16 protein-coding genes and 1 pseudogene are annotated in these 18,216 nt (G+C 72.6%); 5 read left to right on the top strand and 12 right to left on the bottom strand.

Annotated elements, in window-relative coordinates:
• Positions 1–93 precede the first annotated feature (93 nt).
• The 5 genes and pseudogenes from pcaD to OG948_RS20820 all read right to left on the bottom strand — a co-directional run bounded on the left by pcaD (position 94) and on the right by OG948_RS20820 (position 5,108).
• Positions 94–1,235: pseudogene (pcaD, locus tag OG948_RS20840) on the bottom strand (3-oxoadipate enol-lactonase).
• Complete coding sequence (gene pcaB / locus OG948_RS20835) at positions 1,232–2,593, bottom strand: 3-carboxy-cis,cis-muconate cycloisomerase (protein WP_406297974.1); 1,362 nt, start codon at positions 2,591–2,593, stop codon at positions 1,232–1,234. The pseudogene pcaD and the gene pcaB overlap by 4 nt, the downstream one beginning before the upstream one ends.
• Positions 2,583–3,167: a protocatechuate 3,4-dioxygenase subunit alpha gene (gene pcaG / locus OG948_RS20830; protein WP_406297972.1), complete on the bottom strand. Its 585-nt coding sequence runs from the start codon at positions 3,165–3,167 to the stop codon at positions 2,583–2,585. The genes pcaB and pcaG overlap by 11 nt, the downstream gene beginning before the upstream one ends.
• The gene (gene pcaH, locus OG948_RS20825) at positions 3,164–3,910 is read right to left on the bottom strand and encodes a protocatechuate 3,4-dioxygenase subunit beta (protein WP_406297971.1); all 747 of its coding nucleotides are present in this window, start codon (positions 3,908–3,910) and stop codon (positions 3,164–3,166) included. The genes pcaG and pcaH overlap by 4 nt, the downstream gene beginning before the upstream one ends.
• Positions 3,911–3,920: 10 nt before the next feature.
• Entirely contained in the window at positions 3,921–5,108 is a 1,188-nt protein-coding gene (locus OG948_RS20820) for a thiolase family protein (protein ID WP_406297970.1), read from the bottom strand.
• A 290-nt stretch (positions 5,109–5,398) separates the two neighbouring features.
• Between OG948_RS20820 and OG948_RS20815 the strand changes: the two genes are divergently transcribed.
• A complete protein-coding gene (locus OG948_RS20815; protein WP_406297969.1) occupies positions 5,399–6,031 on the top strand; it encodes a hypothetical protein in 633 nt (210 codons plus the stop codon).
• 246 nt (positions 6,032–6,277) lie between these two features.
• Here OG948_RS20815 and OG948_RS20810 read toward each other — a convergent pair whose 3' ends face one another.
• The 4 genes from OG948_RS20810 to OG948_RS20795 form a co-directional block, all read right to left on the bottom strand.
• A complete protein-coding gene (locus OG948_RS20810; protein WP_406297968.1) occupies positions 6,278–7,516 on the bottom strand; it encodes an IS4 family transposase in 1,239 nt (412 codons plus the stop codon).
• A 45-nt stretch (positions 7,517–7,561) separates the two neighbouring features.
• Entirely contained in the window at positions 7,562–8,140 is a 579-nt protein-coding gene (locus OG948_RS20805) for a pyridoxamine 5'-phosphate oxidase family protein (RefSeq protein ID WP_406297967.1), read from the bottom strand.
• Between the two features lie 152 nt (positions 8,141–8,292).
• Positions 8,293–9,822, bottom strand: a complete 1,530-nt coding sequence (locus tag OG948_RS20800) for a putative PEP-binding protein (protein WP_406297966.1) — start codon at positions 9,820–9,822, stop codon at positions 8,293–8,295.
• Positions 9,823–10,203: 381 nt separating this feature from the next.
• Entirely contained in the window at positions 10,204–10,710 is a 507-nt protein-coding gene (locus OG948_RS20795; RefSeq protein WP_406297965.1) for a MarR family winged helix-turn-helix transcriptional regulator, read from the bottom strand.
• Between the two features lie 214 nt (positions 10,711–10,924).
• On the opposite strand from OG948_RS20795, the gene OG948_RS20790 reads away from it, so the two are divergent.
• Both OG948_RS20790 and OG948_RS20785 read left to right on the top strand, forming a co-directional pair.
• The gene (locus OG948_RS20790) at positions 10,925–11,686 is read left to right on the top strand and encodes an SDR family NAD(P)-dependent oxidoreductase (protein WP_406297963.1); all 762 of its coding nucleotides are present in this window, start codon (positions 10,925–10,927) and stop codon (positions 11,684–11,686) included.
• Between the two features lie 79 nt (positions 11,687–11,765).
• Entirely contained in the window at positions 11,766–13,067 is a 1,302-nt protein-coding gene (locus OG948_RS20785; protein ID WP_406297962.1) for a cytochrome P450, read from the top strand.
• Here OG948_RS20785 and OG948_RS20780 read toward each other — a convergent pair.
• Together OG948_RS20780 and OG948_RS20775 are read right to left on the bottom strand one after the other, a co-directional pair.
• Entirely contained in the window at positions 13,045–13,785 is a 741-nt protein-coding gene (locus tag OG948_RS20780; RefSeq protein WP_406297961.1) for a YidB family protein, read from the bottom strand. The two genes, OG948_RS20785 and OG948_RS20780, sit on opposite strands and share 23 nt — an antisense overlap.
• A gap of 167 nt (positions 13,786–13,952) precedes the next feature.
• Positions 13,953–14,996, bottom strand: coding sequence for an alcohol dehydrogenase catalytic domain-containing protein (locus OG948_RS20775; protein ID WP_406297960.1), 1,044 nt, complete (start codon positions 14,994–14,996; stop codon positions 13,953–13,955).
• Positions 14,997–15,190: 194 nt separating this feature from the next.
• Between OG948_RS20775 and OG948_RS20770 the strand changes: the two genes are divergently transcribed.
• Positions 15,191–15,922, top strand: coding sequence for an acyltransferase (locus tag OG948_RS20770; protein ID WP_406297959.1), 732 nt, complete (start codon positions 15,191–15,193; stop codon positions 15,920–15,922).
• A 104-nt stretch (positions 15,923–16,026) separates the two neighbouring features.
• On the opposite strand, the gene surE is transcribed toward OG948_RS20770, so the two are convergent.
• Positions 16,027–16,980 (bottom strand): 5'/3'-nucleotidase SurE, encoded by a 954-nt coding sequence (gene surE / locus OG948_RS20765; protein ID WP_406297958.1) that lies wholly within the window; start codon positions 16,978–16,980, stop codon positions 16,027–16,029.
• Positions 16,981–17,393: 413 nt separating this feature from the next.
• Between surE and OG948_RS20760 the strand changes: the two genes are divergently transcribed.
• Positions 17,394–18,176, top strand: coding sequence for an SDR family oxidoreductase (locus tag OG948_RS20760; RefSeq protein ID WP_406297956.1), 783 nt, complete (start codon positions 17,394–17,396; stop codon positions 18,174–18,176).
• Positions 18,177–18,216: the final 40 nt, after the last annotated feature.

The following is an 18,216-nucleotide window of genomic DNA, read 5'->3' as shown; positions in this document are numbered from 1 at the left end:
ATCCCCCGACCGCACCAAATCCCCGACCTGCCGGAAAGACGGGATCCGGCCGATGACGGGACCCGGCCGGCCGCGGCCCCGCGCCCCGCCCGCCTACTCGCCGAGTTCGGTCCGCACCCGTTGGGCCACCGCGAACGCGCTGTTGGCGGCCGGCACTCCGCAGTAGATCGCCGTCTGCAGCAGCACCTCCTTGATCTCGTCCCAGCTCAACCCGTTCGTCCGCGCCGCGCGAAGGTGCATCGCGAGCTCGTCCATGTGGTTGTGCGCGACCAGCGCCGTGAGCGTGACGCAGCTTCGGGTGCGCCGGTCCAGGCCGGGTCGGGTCCAGATCTCGCCCCACGCGTAGCGGGTGATCAGGTCCTGGTAGTCGGCGGTCAGCTCGGTGGTCCCCGCGACCGCCCGATCCACGTGCGCGTCGCCCAGCACCTCGCGGCGCACCCGCATACCCTCCGCGTGGCTCACGCGCGCACCGCCGTCAGGTGCGCGAGCATCGCCGACGTGACCACGTCGGCCTGCTGGATGTTCGCCAGATGCGCCGCGTCGGCGACCTCGACCAACCTCGCGTGCGGGATCCCGGCGGCGAGTTCACGAGCGTGCTCCAGCGGCGTCGACGGGTCCCGCTCCGCGCCGAGCACCAGCGTGGGCACGGTGATCCGGCCCAGCTCCGCCCGCAGGTCGTAGTGCGCCAGCGCGTCGCAGCAGCCCGCGTAGCCCCCAGGCGGACACCGGTACAGCATGTCCAGGATCCGCTGTACGGCGGCCGGCTCGCGCTCGACGTACTCCGGCGTGAACCAGCGTTGGATCACGGTGTCGGCGAGTTGCCGCATGCCCTGCGCCCGCACCGTCGCGGCCCGGTCCAGCCACGCCTGCGGCTCGCCGAAGCGCGCCGACGTGCAGCACGCGATCAGCGCGGTCAGCCGCTCGGGATGACGTGCGCCCATCCACAGGCCGACCGCGCCGCCGAGCGAGACGCCGGCGTACGCGAACTGCTTGACGCCGTAGGAGTCGGCCAGCGTGAGGACGTCGCCGACCAGGTCGCCGACCGAGGACGTGCCCGGTACCGGGTGGGATGTGCCGTGCCCGCGCAGGTCGTAGCGCAGCACCCGGTGGTGCCGGGACAACTCCGGGATCTGCGCGTCCCACATGCCCAGTTCGGTGCCGAGCGAGGGGCCGAGGATCAACACCGGGGCGTCGGCGGGGCCGTCGAAGCGGTGGTTGAGCGTGGCGATCGTCATTGGTCCTTCTCTTGGAACACGGTGCGATGGTGCGCGAGCGCCCGGTCGATCAGGGCCGGGGCCGAGCCGAGGTAGGCGGCCGGGTCGAAAACCGCCTCGTCCAACGGGCCCAGCAGATCACGAAGGTGTCGGCCGGTCCGCGCCGAGGTCCGGGACGCGTCGGTGAGCAGGCGCCGGGCCTCCTCCTTGCCGAGTGCGGCGGCCAACTCGACGGCCAGCCGTTCGGAGACGATCTGCCCGCGGGTCAGCTCCAGGTCGGCCCGCATCCGGTCCGGGAAGATCTCCAGCCCCTCGGCCAGTTCGGCCGCGGTCTCGGCCGCGCCGCCCGCCAGCCGCAGCGCGGCGCGCAGCGGTTGCCACTCGGCGTGCCACGCGCCGGCCGGGCGCTCGTGCTCGGCGCCGGCCATCGACGCGATCAGCGTCGACACGTACCCGGGCAGTTGCCGGGCGGCCGAGACGATCAGCACCGAGAGCACCGGATTGCGCTTGTGCGGCATCGCGGACGAGCCGCCCCGGCCCGCGCCGGCCGGTTCGGCCACCTCGTCCACCTCGGTCTGCCCGAGCAGCACGACGTCCCCGGCGAACTTGCCCAGTGCGCCGGTGACCTGCGCGAGCGCGCCGGCCAGGTCCAGGATCGGAGTGCGCAGGGTGTGCCAGGGCAGCACCGGTTCCGCCAGCGCGAGCTCGGCGGCGAACGGCGCGAGCAGCGCGATCCCGTGCCCCCCGAACGCGGCCAGCGTGCCCGCCGCGCCACCGAGCTGCGCGGGCAGCGCGGCACGCACCGCGCGGGTGCGCGTGTAGGCGTCGGTCGCCAGGACACACCACCCGGCGGCCTTGAGCCCGAAGGTGGTCGGTACCGCGTGCCGGCCCAGCGTGCGGCCCGCCAGCACCGTGTCCCGGTGCCGCTCGGCGAGGTCGGCCAGCGCGGCGGCGGTCCGGGCCAGGTCGGGCAGGATCGCCTCCAGGGCGCGGGCGGCCACCAGCATCGCGGCACTGTCCACGATGTCCTGGCTGGTCGCGCCCAGGTGCACGTGCTCGGCGGCGGCCGGGTCGATCGCCCGGACGGCCGCGGTCAGGTCGTGCACCAGCGGAACGACCGGGTTGCCCGCGCCGCGCGCCCGGCGGGCCAGGTCGACCGGGTCGAACCCGGCCCGGGCGCCCGCCTCGATCGCCGCGACGGAGCCGGCCGGGATCAGCCCGATCCGGGCCTGCGCCCGGGCCAGCGCGACCTCGACGTCGAGCAGGGCCCGCAGATGCGCCGCGTCGCTCGTGACCGCCTCGACCGCGGTCCCGGCCCGGACCGGCTCCAGCAGTCCGGCGTCGAGCGAAGGGGCGTCGAAGTCAGCGTCAAACAGCAAGGAAAACGGTCTCCTGCTCGCCCTGGATGTGCACGTCGAAGCGGTAGGAACCGGATTCCTCCCGTACGGCGATCAGCGTCTCATGCCGCGTCGCCGGAACCACCGAGAAGAGCGGGTCCGCGTGGCGGTCGTCCTCGGGGAAGTACACGCGGGTGACCGCCCGGCGCAACATGCCGCGCGCGAACACCGACATCGCCAGGTACGGGTTCGCCTCGGCGCTCGGCGCGCCGGGCCGCACCGTGGTGAACGCGTACCTCCCGAGCCGGTCCACCGCCGCACGCCCCCACCCGGTGAACGTGGCGCCGTCGCGCGCGAACGAGCCCGGCGCGCGCGGCAACCGGCCCGCCGGGTCGGCCTGCCAGATCTCCAGGACGGCGTCCGGGACGGGTGCGCCCGCGCCGTCGTACACACTCCCGTGCACCCGGATCGCGCCCGGGGTGTGCGCCGGGACCAGGTCCGGGCCGCCCGCGTAGGGCAGCGCGTAGCCGAAGAACGGCCCGACGGTCTGCGACGGGGTGAGCCCGCCGTCCCGATTCGGCGTGCCGCCGTTCGCGTCGGTCGGCCAGGTGTTCATCGATCCTCCGTCGGGGTGGCGCTCGCGCCGCCGAGCACGATGTCCCATCGATAGCCGAGCGCCCATTCGTTCTCGGTGGTGTCCATGTCGAACGCGGCGATCATCCGGCGCCGCGCCTTGTCGTCGCGGACCGAGTTGAAGATCGGGTCGTACTCGAACAGCGGGTCGCCGGGAAAGTACATCTGGGTGACCAGGCGCTGGGTGAAGGCGGTGCCGAACAGCGAGAAGTGGATGTGCGCGGGACGCCAGGCGTTGTGGTGGTTGCGCCAGGGGTACGCGCCGGGCTTGACGGTGACGAAGCGGTAGTTGCCCTCGGCGTCGGTGAGGCAGCGCCCGGCGCCGGTGAAGTTCGGGTCCTGCGGCGCCGGGTGTTGGTCGCCTCGATGCCGGTAGCGGCCCGCCGCGTTCGCCTGCCACACCTCGACGAGTTGGTCACGCAGCGGGCGGCCGGACTCGTCGAGGACTCGGCCGGTGACGACGATCCGCTCGCCGAGGGGTTCGCCGACGTGTTGCCGGGTGAGGTCGAAGTCGAGCGGGTGTACGTCGGCGACGCCGAACACCGGCCCGGTGAGCTCGGTGTCGCCACTCGGCGGGAGCACCAACGGCTGCCGGGGACTGCGCAGTTCGGTGCTCTTGTAGGCGGCGAAGTCGAACTCCGGCAGCCGGACCGGGGGTTGCCAGCGGGAGGGTCCGCCGACGGGATGATGCGCGGCGGCGAGGGGCCGCGGTTGTGGGCTGCTCATGGGCGGATCCTCACTTCTCCAGCGTGACGGCGAGGCCCTGGCCGACGCCGATGCACAGCGCGGCCATCCCGAAGCCGGCGCCGCGCCGGTGCAGTTGGTGGGCGAGCGTGCCCAGCACCCTGGCACCGGACGCGCCGAGCGGGTGGCCGAGGGCGAGCGCGCCGCCGAGCGGGTTGATCGAGGCCGGGTCCAGGTCGGCCCATTCGCCCAGGCAGGCCAGCGCCTGGGCGGCGAAGGCCTCGTTGAGTTCGAGCACGTCCAGGTCGGCGAAGCCGCGACCGGCCTTGGCCAGCGCGCGGCGGCCCGCCTCGACCGGGCCGATGCCGAAGTACTGCGGTTCGACGGCGTGCACACCGCTCGCGGTGATCCGGGCCAGCGGTTCCCGGCCGAGTTCGCGCAGACCCGCCGCGTCGGTGACCAGAAGCGCGGCGGCGCCGTCGTTGAGCGGTGAGGCGTTGCCGGCGGTGATCGTGCCGTCCGGCCGGAACGACGGCTTCAACGTCGCCAGCACCTCGGGTGTGCTGCCGGGCCTGATCGACTCGTCCCGGGAGAGTTCGACGCCGGCTACCGGCACCACCTCGTCGGCGAACGCGCCCGCGGTCCACGCGGCGTCGGCCCGGGCGTGCGACGCGGCGGCGTAGGCGTCCTGCGCCTGTCGGGTCACCCCGTACTTCGCGGCGAGTCCCTCGGTGGCCTCGCCGAGGCCGACGGTCCACTCGGCGGGCATCCGCGGGTTGACCAGCCGCCAGCCGAGCGTGGTCGAGTGCAGCGTCTCGTGGCCGGCCGGATAGCCCTTGCCGGGCTTGGCCAGCACCCACGGCGCGCGCGACATCGACTCGACCCCGCCCGCGAGCACGATCGACGCGTCGCCGACCGCGACGGCGCGCGCGGCCTGGATCACCGCCTCCAGGCCGGATCCGCACAGCCGGTTGACCGTCACACCGGGCACCGAGGTGGGCAGCCCGGCCAGCAGCACGGCCATCCGCGCCACGTCCCGGTTGTCCTCGCCGGCCCCGTTGGCGGCGCCGAACACGACGTCGTCGATCCGCGCGGGGTCCAGTCCGGGCGAGCGGTCGACCAGTGCGCGCAGCACGGTCGCGGCCAGGTCGTCCGGCCGCACCCCGGCGAGCGCGCCGCCGTAGCGCCCGATCGGCGTTCGTACGGCGTCCACGAGATAGACGTCCCTGAGCCCGTTCATCCGGTCTCCCCTGTGGCGGCGGCTGCGATGTCCCTACCGCACACGGTGCCCGGTCGGGTCGGGTCGGACGCCGGTCGTCTTCCGCTCACCGGAAGCCGACGATCCGGATCGCGCCCGGTCTCACCCGGTTTCACCCGGTCTCGGCCCCGCCCGTTCTCGCGCCGGATCCCGCGCCGGCCCGGGTGCGGGATTCTTTGCCCGCCCGCGACCACCGTGCCGGGGCCGCGCCGCTAACCTCTGATCGCCCCGTCGCGTCGGCGGCGGCGGCCCTACGGGGAGAGGTAACGCGCATGGCGGTCCGCAAGGCGACGATGCAGGGACAGATCGCGGAAGCGGTGGCCGCGGCCAATCCGGGCGACCAACCACTCTCCACGATGTTCGTGGTGCGCGGCCCGAACCCGATGTTGTTCGCGCTCTTCGGTGCGATCGGCGCGCTGATCGGGGCGTCGATGTCCGACTACTACTTCCTCACCGTCACCCGGCAGGGCGTGATGTTCCACCGCGCGAGCGCGCTGTCCAGCCGCCCCAAGGAACTCGCCTACGCACTGACCCACGCGCAGGCCGGCGCGCTGCTGTCCGACCTGAAGATCAACACGACCTGGAGCCGGATGTTCTTCCTGTTCCCCGGCAAGGACAAGCCCGCCAAGCTCAACTTCCCGCGTCCGTGGCGCACCGAGGGCGAGTGGATCTTCCGCTTCCTCACCGACGCGTACGCCGCCTCCGGGGCGCCCCAGCAGCCGTACGGTGCCCAGGTGCCCCCGCAGTACGCGCCGCAGCAACAGCACCAGTACCCGGGGCAGGCGCCGCAGGCCCCGATGGCCCCGAACCACCCCCCGGCCCCGCCGGTCGGGTACCCGGGCCAGGCACCGAACCCGTACCCGGCCGGCCCGCCGCCGCAGCCGGGCGGCCCGTACCCCGGCTGAACCCGGCCGGGCGCGACCGCCGCCGCGCGACCGCCGGACAGGGCCTAGCCGCAATACCGGTGTTTTTAGGTCTTTCTGCGGCAGGTTGGGGTGGTGCGGGTCGGTCCGACGAGTGTGACGTCGGGTGGGTTCGGTGGGGGTGTGCTGCGGTGCTCGGTTCGCTTGAGCGCCCAGTTGGACATCTTGCGCTTGATGACGCGGGGGTTGGAGCGCAACCGCCTCGGCGGCAGGGGCCGTTCGTGGATCTCACACAGGGTGGCGAGGAGTGCGACGGCGAGTCGGGAGGGGGGAAAACGCCGCCTGGCCGGTGACGTGGCGGCGGACGACGCGCAGGGTTCGGATGAAGGACAGCCTGTCCGGGTCGCAGTCCACATCCCGAGCGGCGTGGTGCATCGGGTCGCGCAGGGCGTGGTGGACCAGGAGAACACCGAGGATCTCCTGTTCGACACCCGCCGGGTGACGGGAACGCAACACGTGGCCGGGACCGCCCTGGTGGGTCTTGATCTCGTCGAGGGCGGTCTCGATCTCCCACCGCTCGTGATACAGCGCCGCCAACTCGGCGGCCGGAGCCGCCGAGGGATCGTGGACGGTGGTGATCAGCCGATACACGATCTCCTCCCCACCGCCCGGGCCCAGGGTGTACTCGACCACACGGACCCGGATCGGATCGACGCGCCGGCGGTCGTGACCGGCGAAGATCTCGGACAGGTAGGACCCGTCGGGCAGAGAGGCCAGGACCGGGAGCACGGCGTTGCCCTTGATCCGCCACAACAGGTCCGCACCGGTCGCGGACGCCGCCCGCCACAGTTCGAAGTCGTGGAAGCCCCGGTCGGCCAACAGGAGCATCCCGGGTTCCAACGACGCGAACAACCGCCGGGCCGCGGTCGTCTCGCGCACGGCGAGCGGCGCGACGTCGGCCGCGAACACCACGTGGGTGCCGCACTCGACCAACACGGCCACCCTCGCCTGCGGATACGCGCTCCGGCCCTGGCCCCGACTCGTACCCGGCCGGCCGAAGAAACCCGCGTTCGCCTCGCTGTCGGGCAGATCGAAGGTGGTGCCGTCCACCGCGACCAGACGGCGCCCGCGATACCACGCCCCGACCGTCCCCGGCACCGCCACCGGGCGACACACCCGAGCGAACAACACCCTCAACGGCTCCGGCCCCAACCGCAGCCGCGCCCGCCCGATCGCCCCGGTCGTCGGAACCCGCCACGTCCCCACCCACCGACGCTCCCGCTCCAGACCCTGCGTGAGCAGACGGGCGACCTCCTCGTAGCCCTGACCCGAGAACAGACACATCGCCAGGACGAAGTAGACGACCACCCTCGCCGGCAACAACCGACGACGCTGCTCGACCCGCCCACACCCCGCGACCACCTCGTCGACCAACTCCGGCGGAAACGCACGCGTCAACACCCCCAACGCGATCCGATCCGAGAACCGCTCACCCGTCGACGACTTCACCTGCCCAGGCCTTGGCACAACCCATCCAACGAGCGAACCCCATCAAAGTCACTGGTATTGGGCCTAGCCGCGCAGTGGCATCGGGAGCGGTACCGCGGGTAGGCCGTCGATGCTCGCCACGTTGTACGGCTTGCCGGCGGTGTACTCGACGAACTCCTCGTCGGTCTTGCGGGACATGAACTCCTCGTGCAGCGTCCGCTCCTCGCGGTAGTCCATGAACGGGACGGCGTAGCCGCAGGTGTCGCTGACCAGATTCGCCCGCACGACCACCACCGCCCGCAGTCCGGCCGCGTCCGCGTCGCCGAACCGGGCCACCAGATCGGCGAAGCGCGGGTCGTCGCGGAAGACCGCCTCGCCCACCCCGTGCACCCGGACGATCTTCGGCGGCCCCTCGAACGCGCACCACATCAGCGTGATCCGGCCGTTCTCCCGCAGGTGCGCGATGGTCTCCGCATGGCTGCCGCCGAAGTCCAGATAGGCCACGGTGCGTTCGTCGAGCACGACGAGCGTGCCGGCGCGGCCCTTGGGTGACACGTTCACGTGCCCGTCCTCGGCGAGTGGCGCGCTCGCCACGAAGAAGACCGGCTGCGCCTCGATGAACTTCCGCAGGCGGTCTTCTATCTGCGTATATGTCTTTCCCATGTCCGCATTATCCGAGCCGACCACGATCGACCCCATCGCATCATCCGATCGTCTCGGTCCGTGGACGACGATCCCACACCTCGGACAACACCGGTCGCGTCCCGCCCGCCGGCTCGCACGTCGGTGCGCCGGTGCGCCGGTGCGCCGGTGCGTCAACACGCCCGCACCGCCGCCCGCACCCGCGCCAGCGCGGTCGGGGCCACCGAGACCGCGTCGCAGCCGAGCCGGACCAGATGCGGCAGCACCGCCGGATCCGCCGCCGCGTCCCCGCACAGCGAGACCGCGCGACCGCGCGCGTGCCCCGCCCGGATGGTCTGCGCGATCGCGTCCAGCACCGTCGGGTCGGCCGCCGAGGCCGGCGTCAGGCGCGGGTCGTCCCGGCTCAGCCCGAGCAGCCGCGAGGTCAGGTCGTTGGTGCCCAGAGCCAGGAAGTCGGCGTGCTCGGCGAGATCGTCCACTTGGGCGAGCACCTGCGGCAGTTCCACCATCGCGCCCAGCGGCGGCGGCGCGAGGCCCAGGTGCGCGCACGCGTCGGCGAGCAGACCCCGGACGTGCTTGATCCGCCGCGGGTGATCGACCATCGGCAACAGCAGCGCGACCTCGACACCGGTATCCGCAGCCGCGCGCATGATCCCGCGCAACTGCGCGGTCAGCGCGTCCGGTCCGGGCAGGGTGATCCGCCGGTCGTGCAGGAACGGCGGCCGCTTGTCGCCGGTGAAGTCGAGGGTGCGCACCACCACCGGCCCCGGCGGCACCGAGGCCAGCACCGGCGTCAACATCGCCACGTGCCGCTCCTCGTCGGGCCAGCCGGACTCCTCGGCCAGGAAGGGTAGTTCGGTACGCAGCAGGCCCACCCCCTCGGAGCCCGCCTCGACCGCCGCGAGCGCGTCCGTCACGGTCGCGACGTTCGCCCGCACCCGGATCCGCCGCCCGTCCCGGGTCATCGCCTGTCCGGCACCGCCCCCGGGCACCCGTCGTTGCGCCGGGATCGTCCGCACCCGCGCACCGGCGTTGGCCTCGACCGTGCCCGCCTCGCCGTCCACCAGGATCAGGTCCTCGGCGAGCTCGGCCAGCGCCGCGATCGGGATGCCCAGCACCAGCGGGATCCCCAACGAGCGGGCCACGATGGCCAGATGCCCGGTCTGCCCGCCGCGCTCGGAGATCGCCGCGGCCGGTCGGGCGCCGCGCAGCAGGTCCATCGCGGCCAGTTCCGCGCCGATCAGCACCGCCGGTGCCCCGCCCGGGAGTTGCCCGCTCGTGGGGTCCTCGCCGCGAAGCAGCGCCTCGGCCTGACGACCCACGTCGCGCACGTCCACCGCGCGCTCGGCCAGCAGTTCGTCGTCGAAGCCGGCCACCAGGTCCGCGAACTCGCGCACGGCCTCGGCCAGCGCGTCGATCGGCGCCAGGCCCGCCGCGAGGTGTCGGGCCGCGCCGTCGCGCAGTTCCCGGTCGCGCGCGATCAACGCGGCGAACTCGACGATGTCGGCCTCCGCCGACCGCCCTCGGGTCCGCAACGCCCCGGCCAGGTCGTCCATGTGCCGGGCCACGGTGTCCAGCGCCTCCGGGATGCCGGTCGGCGCGGCGGGGGCGACCGCGCCGCCCGATCCCGCGACACGTGCCGGCACGAGGCGGCCGACCGCCGAACCGGGCGCGGCTCCCGTGCCGCGAAGTACCACGCTCACGCGACGCCCGCGCGGTCGTGGCCGGCCCAGTGCAGCTCTCCCACGGTGCGTCCCCTTCTTCCCTCTTCGTCCAACCCGCCGCACGTCGGCACGCGCGCTTGTGGGCACGCGAGTTCGACCCGGCGAGAGACAACCGCCCGGTCTCGCGTCCCAGTCTGGTGGACGCGCGGACCGTGTCCAGCCGAGTCGCGCACAAAGGGGGCGGATGGGGACGGTGGGACGCGCGGAAGGGGAAGTGGGGGACGCGCTGGGGGAATCGGCTCGCGACCCGGTCGTCTCCGCCCCGGTCGTCTCGGCCCGACCCGGCTCGCGCACCGGGCTCGTCTGCCTCGGTCGGGTTCGGCCGGGAGTCGACTCGCGGCTCGGTCGGTTGGACCGACCTCAGCCGGGCTCGTCCGCCTCGCGGAAGCGAACGGCGGAGAGGTCGTCGACGAACCGGCCCATCAGCGTGCCGAGCATGGCGAGATCCTCGTCCGTCCAGCCGGACAGCGCCTCCTCGAAGTGCCGGTCGCGCACCCGACGGAGCCGACGCACCACACCGCGCCCCTTGGGGGTGAGCCCGACCCGGGTGATCCGACCGTCGCGCGCGTCGGTGGTACGGGTGACCAGCTCGTCCGCCTCCAGCTTGCGCAGCTCCCGGCTGACCAGCGACATGTCCATCCGGGCCAGCTTGGCCAGGTCGCCGATCGCCAGCCCGCCACCGCCCGCCTGCAACCGGGTCAGCAGCACCACCGCGGGCTGCGAGACCTGCGCGCGCGAGGCACTGGTCAGTTCTCCGTGCACGCGGCGGCTCTGCTGGAGCCGGATCAGGCGTTCCAGCGCGGTCTGGACGTGGTGCCGCGACTCGTGTCGTTCCGGAGGAGTGGGCGACTCGGCTGACGGGGGCACTGGACGAGTCCTCCAGGAGGGGAACAACGCCATACGGTTTCGTATGGCGGAGGCGGGCGTTCCACAGTCTAGGTGCGCACCCCGACCTCACAGAAGGTAATTGATGGAGTCCAGCATTGACACGTGTAGGGGCCGATGGTTGGCTGCGCGCGTCAAGATCGACGCCGCGAGCACCCGCCGCTGTCGAGCCCATCGACCACCCCGGGGGACCAGCGTGTTCGCACTCGACGGCAGGACGGCACTGGTCACCGGCGCGGGCCAAGGCGTCGGCGCGGGCATCGCCCGTCTGCTCGCCGCACAGGGTGCGATCGTCGCGGTGAACGACCTCGACGCCGAGCGCGCCGAGCACATCGCGGAGACGATCCGGGCCGCCGGCGGTCGCGCCTTCGCCGCCGTGTTCGACGTGACCGACGCCCGGGCCGCGCTCGCCGCGGTACGGGCCTTCGAGCGAGCGGTCGCGCCGATCGACATCCTGGTCAACAACGCGGGCAACGGCGGCGCCGAGGGCTTCCGCCCGACCGTGTTCCGCCGGAGCGTGCCCGAGGACTGGCAACGCTTCGCCGACGTCAACCTGTTCGGCGTGATGGCCTGCACCAAGGCGGTACTGGACGGGATGTGCGCGCGCCGCTTCGGCCGGGTGATCACCATCGCCTCCGCCGCCGGCGTGAGCGGGCAGAAATTCGGCATCTCGCTGTACGGGGCCGCGAAGGGCGGTGCCATCGCGTTCATGCGTCACCTCGCGATGGAGAGCGCGCGCGACGGCGTCACCGCCAACACCATCGCGCTGGGCCTGATGGACCCCCGCCCCAGCGGCCGCGAACTCGCGCACACCGCCGACCAGGCCGCACACATCCCGGTGGGCCGGCTCGGCACCCCCGAGGACGCGGGCGCGGCCTGCGTCTTCCTCGCCTCGGACGAGGCCGCGTGGATCACCGGCCAGACGATCCAGGTGAACGGCGGCGCGATCACCACCTGAGAGCCCTGGATCGCCGGACGCATGTGTGCTGCACTGATATCCGAACCCGCGAGTAACAACGCGTGATCGGAGTGACGGCATGGCAGCCGAGGCGGCTGGACCGAGCACGACCGACCCCAACCCCAGGACCTGGCCCACCGAGGTCCCGCTCGCCGACCTGGACTTCTGGTCGGGCCCGTTGGCGGACCGCGAGGCGGGCTTCGCGCGGCTGCGCGACTCGTGGCCGATGCCGTACTACCCGGAACCGGAGAGCCCGCTGGAGCCCGGTCCCGGCTTCTGGGCACTGACCCGACACGCGGACGTCGCGGAGGCCACCCGCCGCCCGGAGGACTTCTGCTCGAGCCGCGGCGCGACCCACATCCCCGACTTCCCGCCGGGGTTCGGCGAGTTCTTCGGGTCCATGATCGAGATGGACGATCCCCGACACCAGCGACTGCGCCGGATCGTCGCGCGCACGTTCACGCCCAGGATGATCAAGAAGTTCGCGGACGACGTGGACCGCACCGCCCGCACCATCGTCGACGAGGTGGCCGAACGCGGCTCGTGCGACTTCGTCACCGACGTCGCTGCCCGACTGCCGCTGCGGGTCATCTGCGACATGATGGGCGTGCCGGAGCGGGACCACCGGTTCGTCTTCGACCGCTCCAACGTGATCCTGGGCGTCGCGGACCCGGAGTACGTCCCGCAGGAGGGCGGCGGCCACATCGAGGCGCTGCTCACCGCGGGCGCCCAACTCGCCGAACTGATGAAGGACCTGGCCGAGTTCCGGCGCGGCACACCCACCGAGGACGTCACCTCGGCGCTGGTGAACGCGGAGATCGACGGGGAGAGTCTGACCGGGGACGAACTCGCTTCCTTCTTCATCCTGTTGCTCACCGCCGGCAACGAGACCACCCGCAACGCGATCTCGCACGGGTTGTGGCTGCTGACCGAGAATCCGGACCAACAACGGCGCTGGCTGGGCGACTTCGAGCGGTACGCGCCGACCGCCGTGGAGGAGATCGTCCGACTCGCCTCGCCCGTGGTGTGGATGCGGCGAACCGCCACCAGGGACACCGAACTCAACGGCAAACGGGTGCGCGACGGCGACAAGTTGCTGCTGTACTACTGGTCGGCGAACCGCGACGAGGCCGTGTTCGCCGACCCGGGGCGGTTCGACGTCACCCGCGACCCGAATCCGCATGTCGGTTTCGGCGCCCGCGGGCCGCACTTCTGCCTGGGCGCGCACCTGGCCCGCCGGGAGATCACGCTGCTGTTCCGGGAGCTGCTGACCCGACTGCCGGACATCCGGGTGGTCGGCGAGCCGCTGCGATTGCGCTCCAGCTTCATCAACGGCATCAAGCACATGGACTGCGAGTTCACACCGGCTTCCCGGGCTTGACCGCCGACCCGGGCTCGGCGCCCGAGCCGGACTCCTCGCTCGCACCGGAGTCCGCACCCGACTCCGACTCGGCGTCGGGTGCGGCATCCGCCTCGGCATCCGACGCCGACCCGGGCTCGGCCGCCGACTTCGACTCCGACCCCGACTCGGCCTCGGCCTCCGCCCCGGACTCACTCTCCACCCCGGGCTCGTCCCCCGACTCCCTCTCACCCGCCGACTCGTCTTCGGAGCCGGCCTCGCCCTCGGCGGCCTCACCCGAGACCGACACCGGCGCCGACACCGGCTCCGAACCCGCCGAGGCAGCCGCGGGATCGATCAACGCGTCGATCTGCTCGACGGCCGGCAACTCGCCCTCGGGCGTCACCGCGTCCACCACCCCGGGCAACGTCGCGGCGAGCGCCGCCGCGGTCTCCTCCTTGGTCATCCCCGCCTCGCCGGCCAGCCGGACCATCTCGTCCTCGCCGAGCGCGTCGGTGATCTCCTTGCCGCTCACCGGCTGGTTGCGCCCGGTCTCCACCCAGGACTTGGCCTGGTCGGCCAGGCCACCGGCCTGAAGGCGCTGCATCAGCGCGCCGAGGCCGCCCGAGTCGCCCTGCTTGGTCAGCATGCCCAACACGACCCGTACCAGTCCCTGGTGGCCGCTGCCGCCCCGTCCACCGAGGAGCCCGCCCAGCAGGCCGTCGAGTCCACCGGGAACGCCCATTCCGCCGCCGCTCATCCGTCCACTCCCTGCACAGGTCGCCATATCCGGCTCTCATAGTGGGGTAAATAGGACACTACTTCGCGGTGGGCGCGTCGGCGGTACGCCCATCGGGGGGATGAAGGCACCCTCCCCGGCGGACCGGGGCGCCCCGCCCGGCCCACCGGCGAGGCCGGGGGCGCACGTCAGCGGGTCGGGTCGAACAACACCTTGAGGCAGCCGTCCGTGCGGTCGGCGAAGGTGCGATATCCACTCGCCGCCTCGGTCAGCGGCAACCGGTGGGTGAACACGTCCACCGGCGCCAGCCGCCCGTGCCGGATCAGCGGGATCAGCGTGGGCCAGGTGGCGGCCACCGGCGCCGTGCTGAAGCGCAGCGTGACGTTGCGGATGATCAGCAGCGGAACCGCGAGCGGGAACGCGAAGTTCGCGTCCACGCCGACCACCGAGACCGTGCGCGAGGTACGCACCGAGGAGATCGCGGCGGCCAACGTCGCGTCCTGGCCGACCGCCTCGATCACCGCGTCCGCACCCCGCCCGCCGGTCGCCGCCATCACCTGCTCGACCAGGTCGCCCCGGGTCCCGTCGATCGGCTCCGCGCCCAACCGCTCGGCCATCGCCAGCCGCTCGGGCACCCGGTCCGCGGCCAGGATCCGTCCCGCGCCGAGCACCTGCGCGGCCTGGAGGGCGTACAGCCCGACCGGCCCGAGCCCGATCACCAACACCGTCGCCCCCGGCGTGATGTCGGCCCGGGTCGCCGCCGTCCAGCCGGTCGGCAGCGCGTCGGTGAGCAGTACCGCGTGGTCCGCGGCGAGATCCCGCGGCACGGGCAACAACCACGCGTCGGCGGCCGGGATCGCGACCGCCTCGGCATGCCCGCCGGGCAGCCCGAGGTCGCCGCCGAGCACCCGCACTCCCCCGCCGACGCAGTCGATCGGGTTGCCCACCGCACAGCCCGCGCACCGTCCGCAGCCCAGCACCGGCGAGACCAGGACCCGATCGCCCACCGCGATCCGGCCCACATCGGCGCCGGTCTCGATCACCGTGCCCACCACCTCGTGTCCCGGCCGCAGCCCGGCGGCCGGGAACTCGCCCTCGTAGAAGTGCAGGTCCGAGCCGCACACCGCGCTCGCCTCGACCCGCACGACGGCCCCGTCCGGACCGGTGAGCACCGGATCCGGGACCGTCTCCACACTCACGTCCCGGGTTCCGTTGATGACGACGGCGCGCATGTCCACTCCCTGACTGGTTCGCCCACCCGACGCCGGGAAGCACCGGCGCGGTTGCCGGCGACACGGTCACCGGCGCCGGTAACACTGTTACAGAAGCCGACGGAAGCCAACCCCCGAGCGGCCCGGATCGGCCCGGCGTGACGTTCGTCCCACGCTTGGCCGACGTCCGCGCACGCGTCGGTAACGTGATCTCCATGTCGCTGTCGCAAGCCCTGCGCGGGCACGCCCGGGGCGCCGTGTCGCGCGCCGCGCACCGAGGCTGGCGGGCGCTGCAACGCGCGGCCTCGATCACCGCGGAGCAGCCCGGCCCGTACCGCTTCCGACGGTTGGGCGCGCGCAGCAAGCTCGCCTTCCCGGTCGGCTCGGTGTTCGGCGAGCAGTGGATCTCGGTGGGCGCGGGCTGCATCATCGGCGAGCACGTCACGCTGTCCGCCGGGCTGGCCCCGGGGCACGATCTGGGCACGGCGGCGGTGGTGACCATCGGCGACCGGTGCACGATCGGTCGCGGCAGCCACATCGTCGGACACCGCTCGATCACCATCGCCGACGACGTGTGGACCGGGCCGTACATCTACATCACCGACCAGAACCACAGCTACGCCGACCCGGATCGGCCGATCGGCACCCAGTGGCCGATCAACGACACCGTGGAGATCGGCCCGGGAAGCTGGATCGGCGCGGGCGCGATCATCCTGCCCGGCGCCAAGCTCGGCCGGAACGTGGTGGTCGCCGCGGGCTCCGTGGTCCGCGGCACCGTCGCCGACCACAGCGTGGTCGCGGGCGTACCCGCGAAGGTGGTGCGCCGGCGCACCGAGTCCGGCTGGGACCCGCCGCTGCGACACACTCCCACGCCGCTCCCGGACGGGATCACCCACGACGAACTGGTGGCCCTGCTCACCGAGTACGACGCCTCCGGCGGCCAGTAGCCCCCGGGTTCCACGTGAAACCCCAGGCCGGCGCCCGATCGGCGCCGGTGGTACGGGGGTGGGGTCACCCGGAGCCGACCCCACCCACCGGAATCAGCGCGACCTCACGCCTTCAGGCCCGACAGGCGCAGTTGCACGCCGACCGCGTCCAAAACGCGCGTCTGCTGTCCCCACTGCCAGCCCGGCACCGTCCAGTCCGCGTCCAGCATCGAGATCGACACCGACCCCCTGCCGAGGGCGGTGGTGTCCGCGTTGCGCACCGGCTCGGTCGCGCCGGGCGCCAGACCCAGGTTCAGCTTGTAGCAGGTGTCGCAGGACGGGTCCTTGACGTAGCTCACGGACAACGCGTCGGCCTCGCCCACGTTCGTCATCTCCACCCGGCCGGTCGGCTTGGCCGGGTAGTTCACGTTGAGCGTGGTGTGCGCGGGCAGCACCGGCCCGTTCCGCTTCGTCGTGGCCGCGAGCCGGTCCACCAGCCGGGTCGCGAACGTGATCGCCTGCGCCATCTGCGGGAACGGGTTCCGCGGATCGGCGATGCTGTACTCGGCGCTGAACGCCACCGCCGGGATGCCCTTCTCCGCGGCCGTGATCGAGGCGCCGACCGTGCCCGAGTGGTTGGTGGTCGCGCCGATGTTCTGGCCCGGGTTGACGCCGGTGACCACCAGGTCGGGCTTGCGGTCCCGGTACACGTTCGCCAGCGCGAAGGAGATCGCGTCGGCGGGGGTGCCCTCGACCGACCAGATGCCGGGCTCGACCTCGCCCGCCTTGACGATCGAACCGGGCGTCGCGTTGATGCCGGTGCCCTTGCCGGACTGGTCGGTGGCGGGCGCGACGATCACCGCGTCGTGCCCGGCCGCCTTGAGCGCCCGCTGGAGAGCGCGGATGAATGGGCCCTGGTGACCGTCGTCGTTGCCCATCAGGATGCTGAGTTTGCGCGGCGCCTGGGTACCTCGCGCGTCGTCGCTCGCCACGGCGACGGGCGCGCTCGCCGCGAGCAGTGCGGCGGCGGTGGCGCCCGCCGCGAGGGTGAACACGTGTTTCCTGCCGAACATGGCCATTCTCGTCCTCCGTAGGCAAGAAGGTCCGCACGCCGAGGAGCGTCGAACCACGCGGGTTCGACACCTCGGCTCTCGTGCGTGAAGCGGAACCGACCGCGTGAAACCCGTTACCGACCCAACCGGACGGTGGGTGAAATCGGGTCGAACAACGTGTACGGAGGGGTGAATCGGACGGAATGCACCCTGCGATTCGACACGTGTCAGCCGGCGGATAGCGAAAATAAGGTCATCGGTCGGACATTGCAATGGGCGGAGCCGGGTGGTTTCGTCCGGATGCGCGATCCGGGACACGGTCCCGCCCCGTTCCCCCGCCCCGCCGCCCGGGTCTGGCCAAAGCGCTTGCCCCGAAACTAATCTGACGCAGCATCAGCCAAGCCGTCCGGCTCGGCCGGGTCGAGTGGGCGGAGCTCCGGATGATCCTGGACGGCAAAACGGTGATCGTCTCGGGCGTGGGCCCGGGGTTGGGCCGCCGGGTGGCCCTGGCCGCCGCGCGGGACGGCGCCAACGTGGTGCTCGGCTCGCGCACCGAGGCCAACCTGGTCAAGACCGCCGAGGAGGTCGATCCCACCGGCGAGCGGGTCGCGTGGGCGGTGACCGACATCACCGAGCACGAGACCTGTCACGCGCTGGTCGAGCTCGCGGTGCGGCGGTTCGGCGCGGTGGACGGATTGGTCAACTGCGCTGCCCTGGACACCGTGTTCGGCGGCCTGGAGGCGACCGACTTCGCCGAGTTACGGCACGTGGTCGAGGTCAACCTGGTCGGCAGTCTGGCGATGACCAAGGCCGCGCTGCCCGCGCTCAAGGCCGCCGGCGGCGCGGTGGTCTTCATCGCCACCCAGTCCCAACTGGTCCCACCGCCGCAGGCCCCGCAGATGGCGTACGCCGCATCCAAGGGCGGGCTCACCTCGGCCGCCTACGCGCTCGCCCACGAGCTCGGTCCGTACCGGATCCGGGTCAACTCGGTGGCCCCGGGCTGGATGTGGGGACCGCCGGTGGAGAACTTCGTGAACTACCGGGCGCAGGCGTCGGGCGTCCCGGCCGCCGACGTCCTCGCCGGCCTGGTGGCGCCGATGGCCCTGCCCGAAATGGCCACCGACGCCGACGTGGCCGAGGCCGTCGTCTTCTTCCTGTCGGACCGCGCCAAGGCCATCACCGGCCAGATGCTTCTGGTCAATGCGGGCCATGTGGTCCGGTAGCCGCCCCACGCGTGCCACGTGTGGAATTCAACATCATTTC

Source organism: Embleya sp. NBC_00888, assembly GCF_045207655.1.
Classification (GTDB): Bacteria; Actinomycetota; Actinomycetes; order Streptomycetales; family Streptomycetaceae; genus Embleya.
Note: the sequence above shows the minus strand (reverse complement) of the source record. Positions and strands in the feature narration are given on the sequence as shown.

Bases quoted from the DNA above. Each gene is read 5' to 3' on its own strand.
- pcaG (WP_406297972.1), bottom strand. From the start codon at position 3,167: ATGAACACCTGGCCGACCGACGCGAACGGCGGCACGCCGAATCGGGAC.
- pcaH (WP_406297971.1), bottom strand. From the start codon at position 3,910: ATGAGCAGCCCACAACCGCGGCCCCTCGCCGCCGCGCATCATCCCGTC.
- OG948_RS20820 (WP_406297970.1), bottom strand. From the start codon at position 5,108: ATGAACGGGCTCAGGGACGTCTATCTCGTGGACGCCGTACGAACGCCG.
- OG948_RS20815 (WP_406297969.1), top strand. From the start codon at position 5,399: ATGGCGGTCCGCAAGGCGACGATGCAGGGACAGATCGCGGAAGCGGTG.
- OG948_RS20805 (WP_406297967.1), bottom strand. From the start codon at position 8,140: ATGGGAAAGACATATACGCAGATAGAAGACCGCCTGCGGAAGTTCATC.
- OG948_RS20785 (WP_406297962.1), top strand. From the start codon at position 11,766: ATGGCAGCCGAGGCGGCTGGACCGAGCACGACCGACCCCAACCCCAGG.
- OG948_RS20780 (WP_406297961.1), bottom strand. From the start codon at position 13,785: ATGAGCGGCGGCGGAATGGGCGTTCCCGGTGGACTCGACGGCCTGCTG.
- OG948_RS20775 (WP_406297960.1), bottom strand. From the start codon at position 14,996: ATGCGCGCCGTCGTCATCAACGGAACCCGGGACGTGAGTGTGGAGACG.
- OG948_RS20770 (WP_406297959.1), top strand. From the start codon at position 15,191: ATGTCGCTGTCGCAAGCCCTGCGCGGGCACGCCCGGGGCGCCGTGTCG.
- surE (WP_406297958.1), bottom strand. From the start codon at position 16,980: ATGGCCATGTTCGGCAGGAAACACGTGTTCACCCTCGCGGCGGGCGCC.
- OG948_RS20760 (WP_406297956.1), top strand. From the start codon at position 17,394: ATGATCCTGGACGGCAAAACGGTGATCGTCTCGGGCGTGGGCCCGGGG.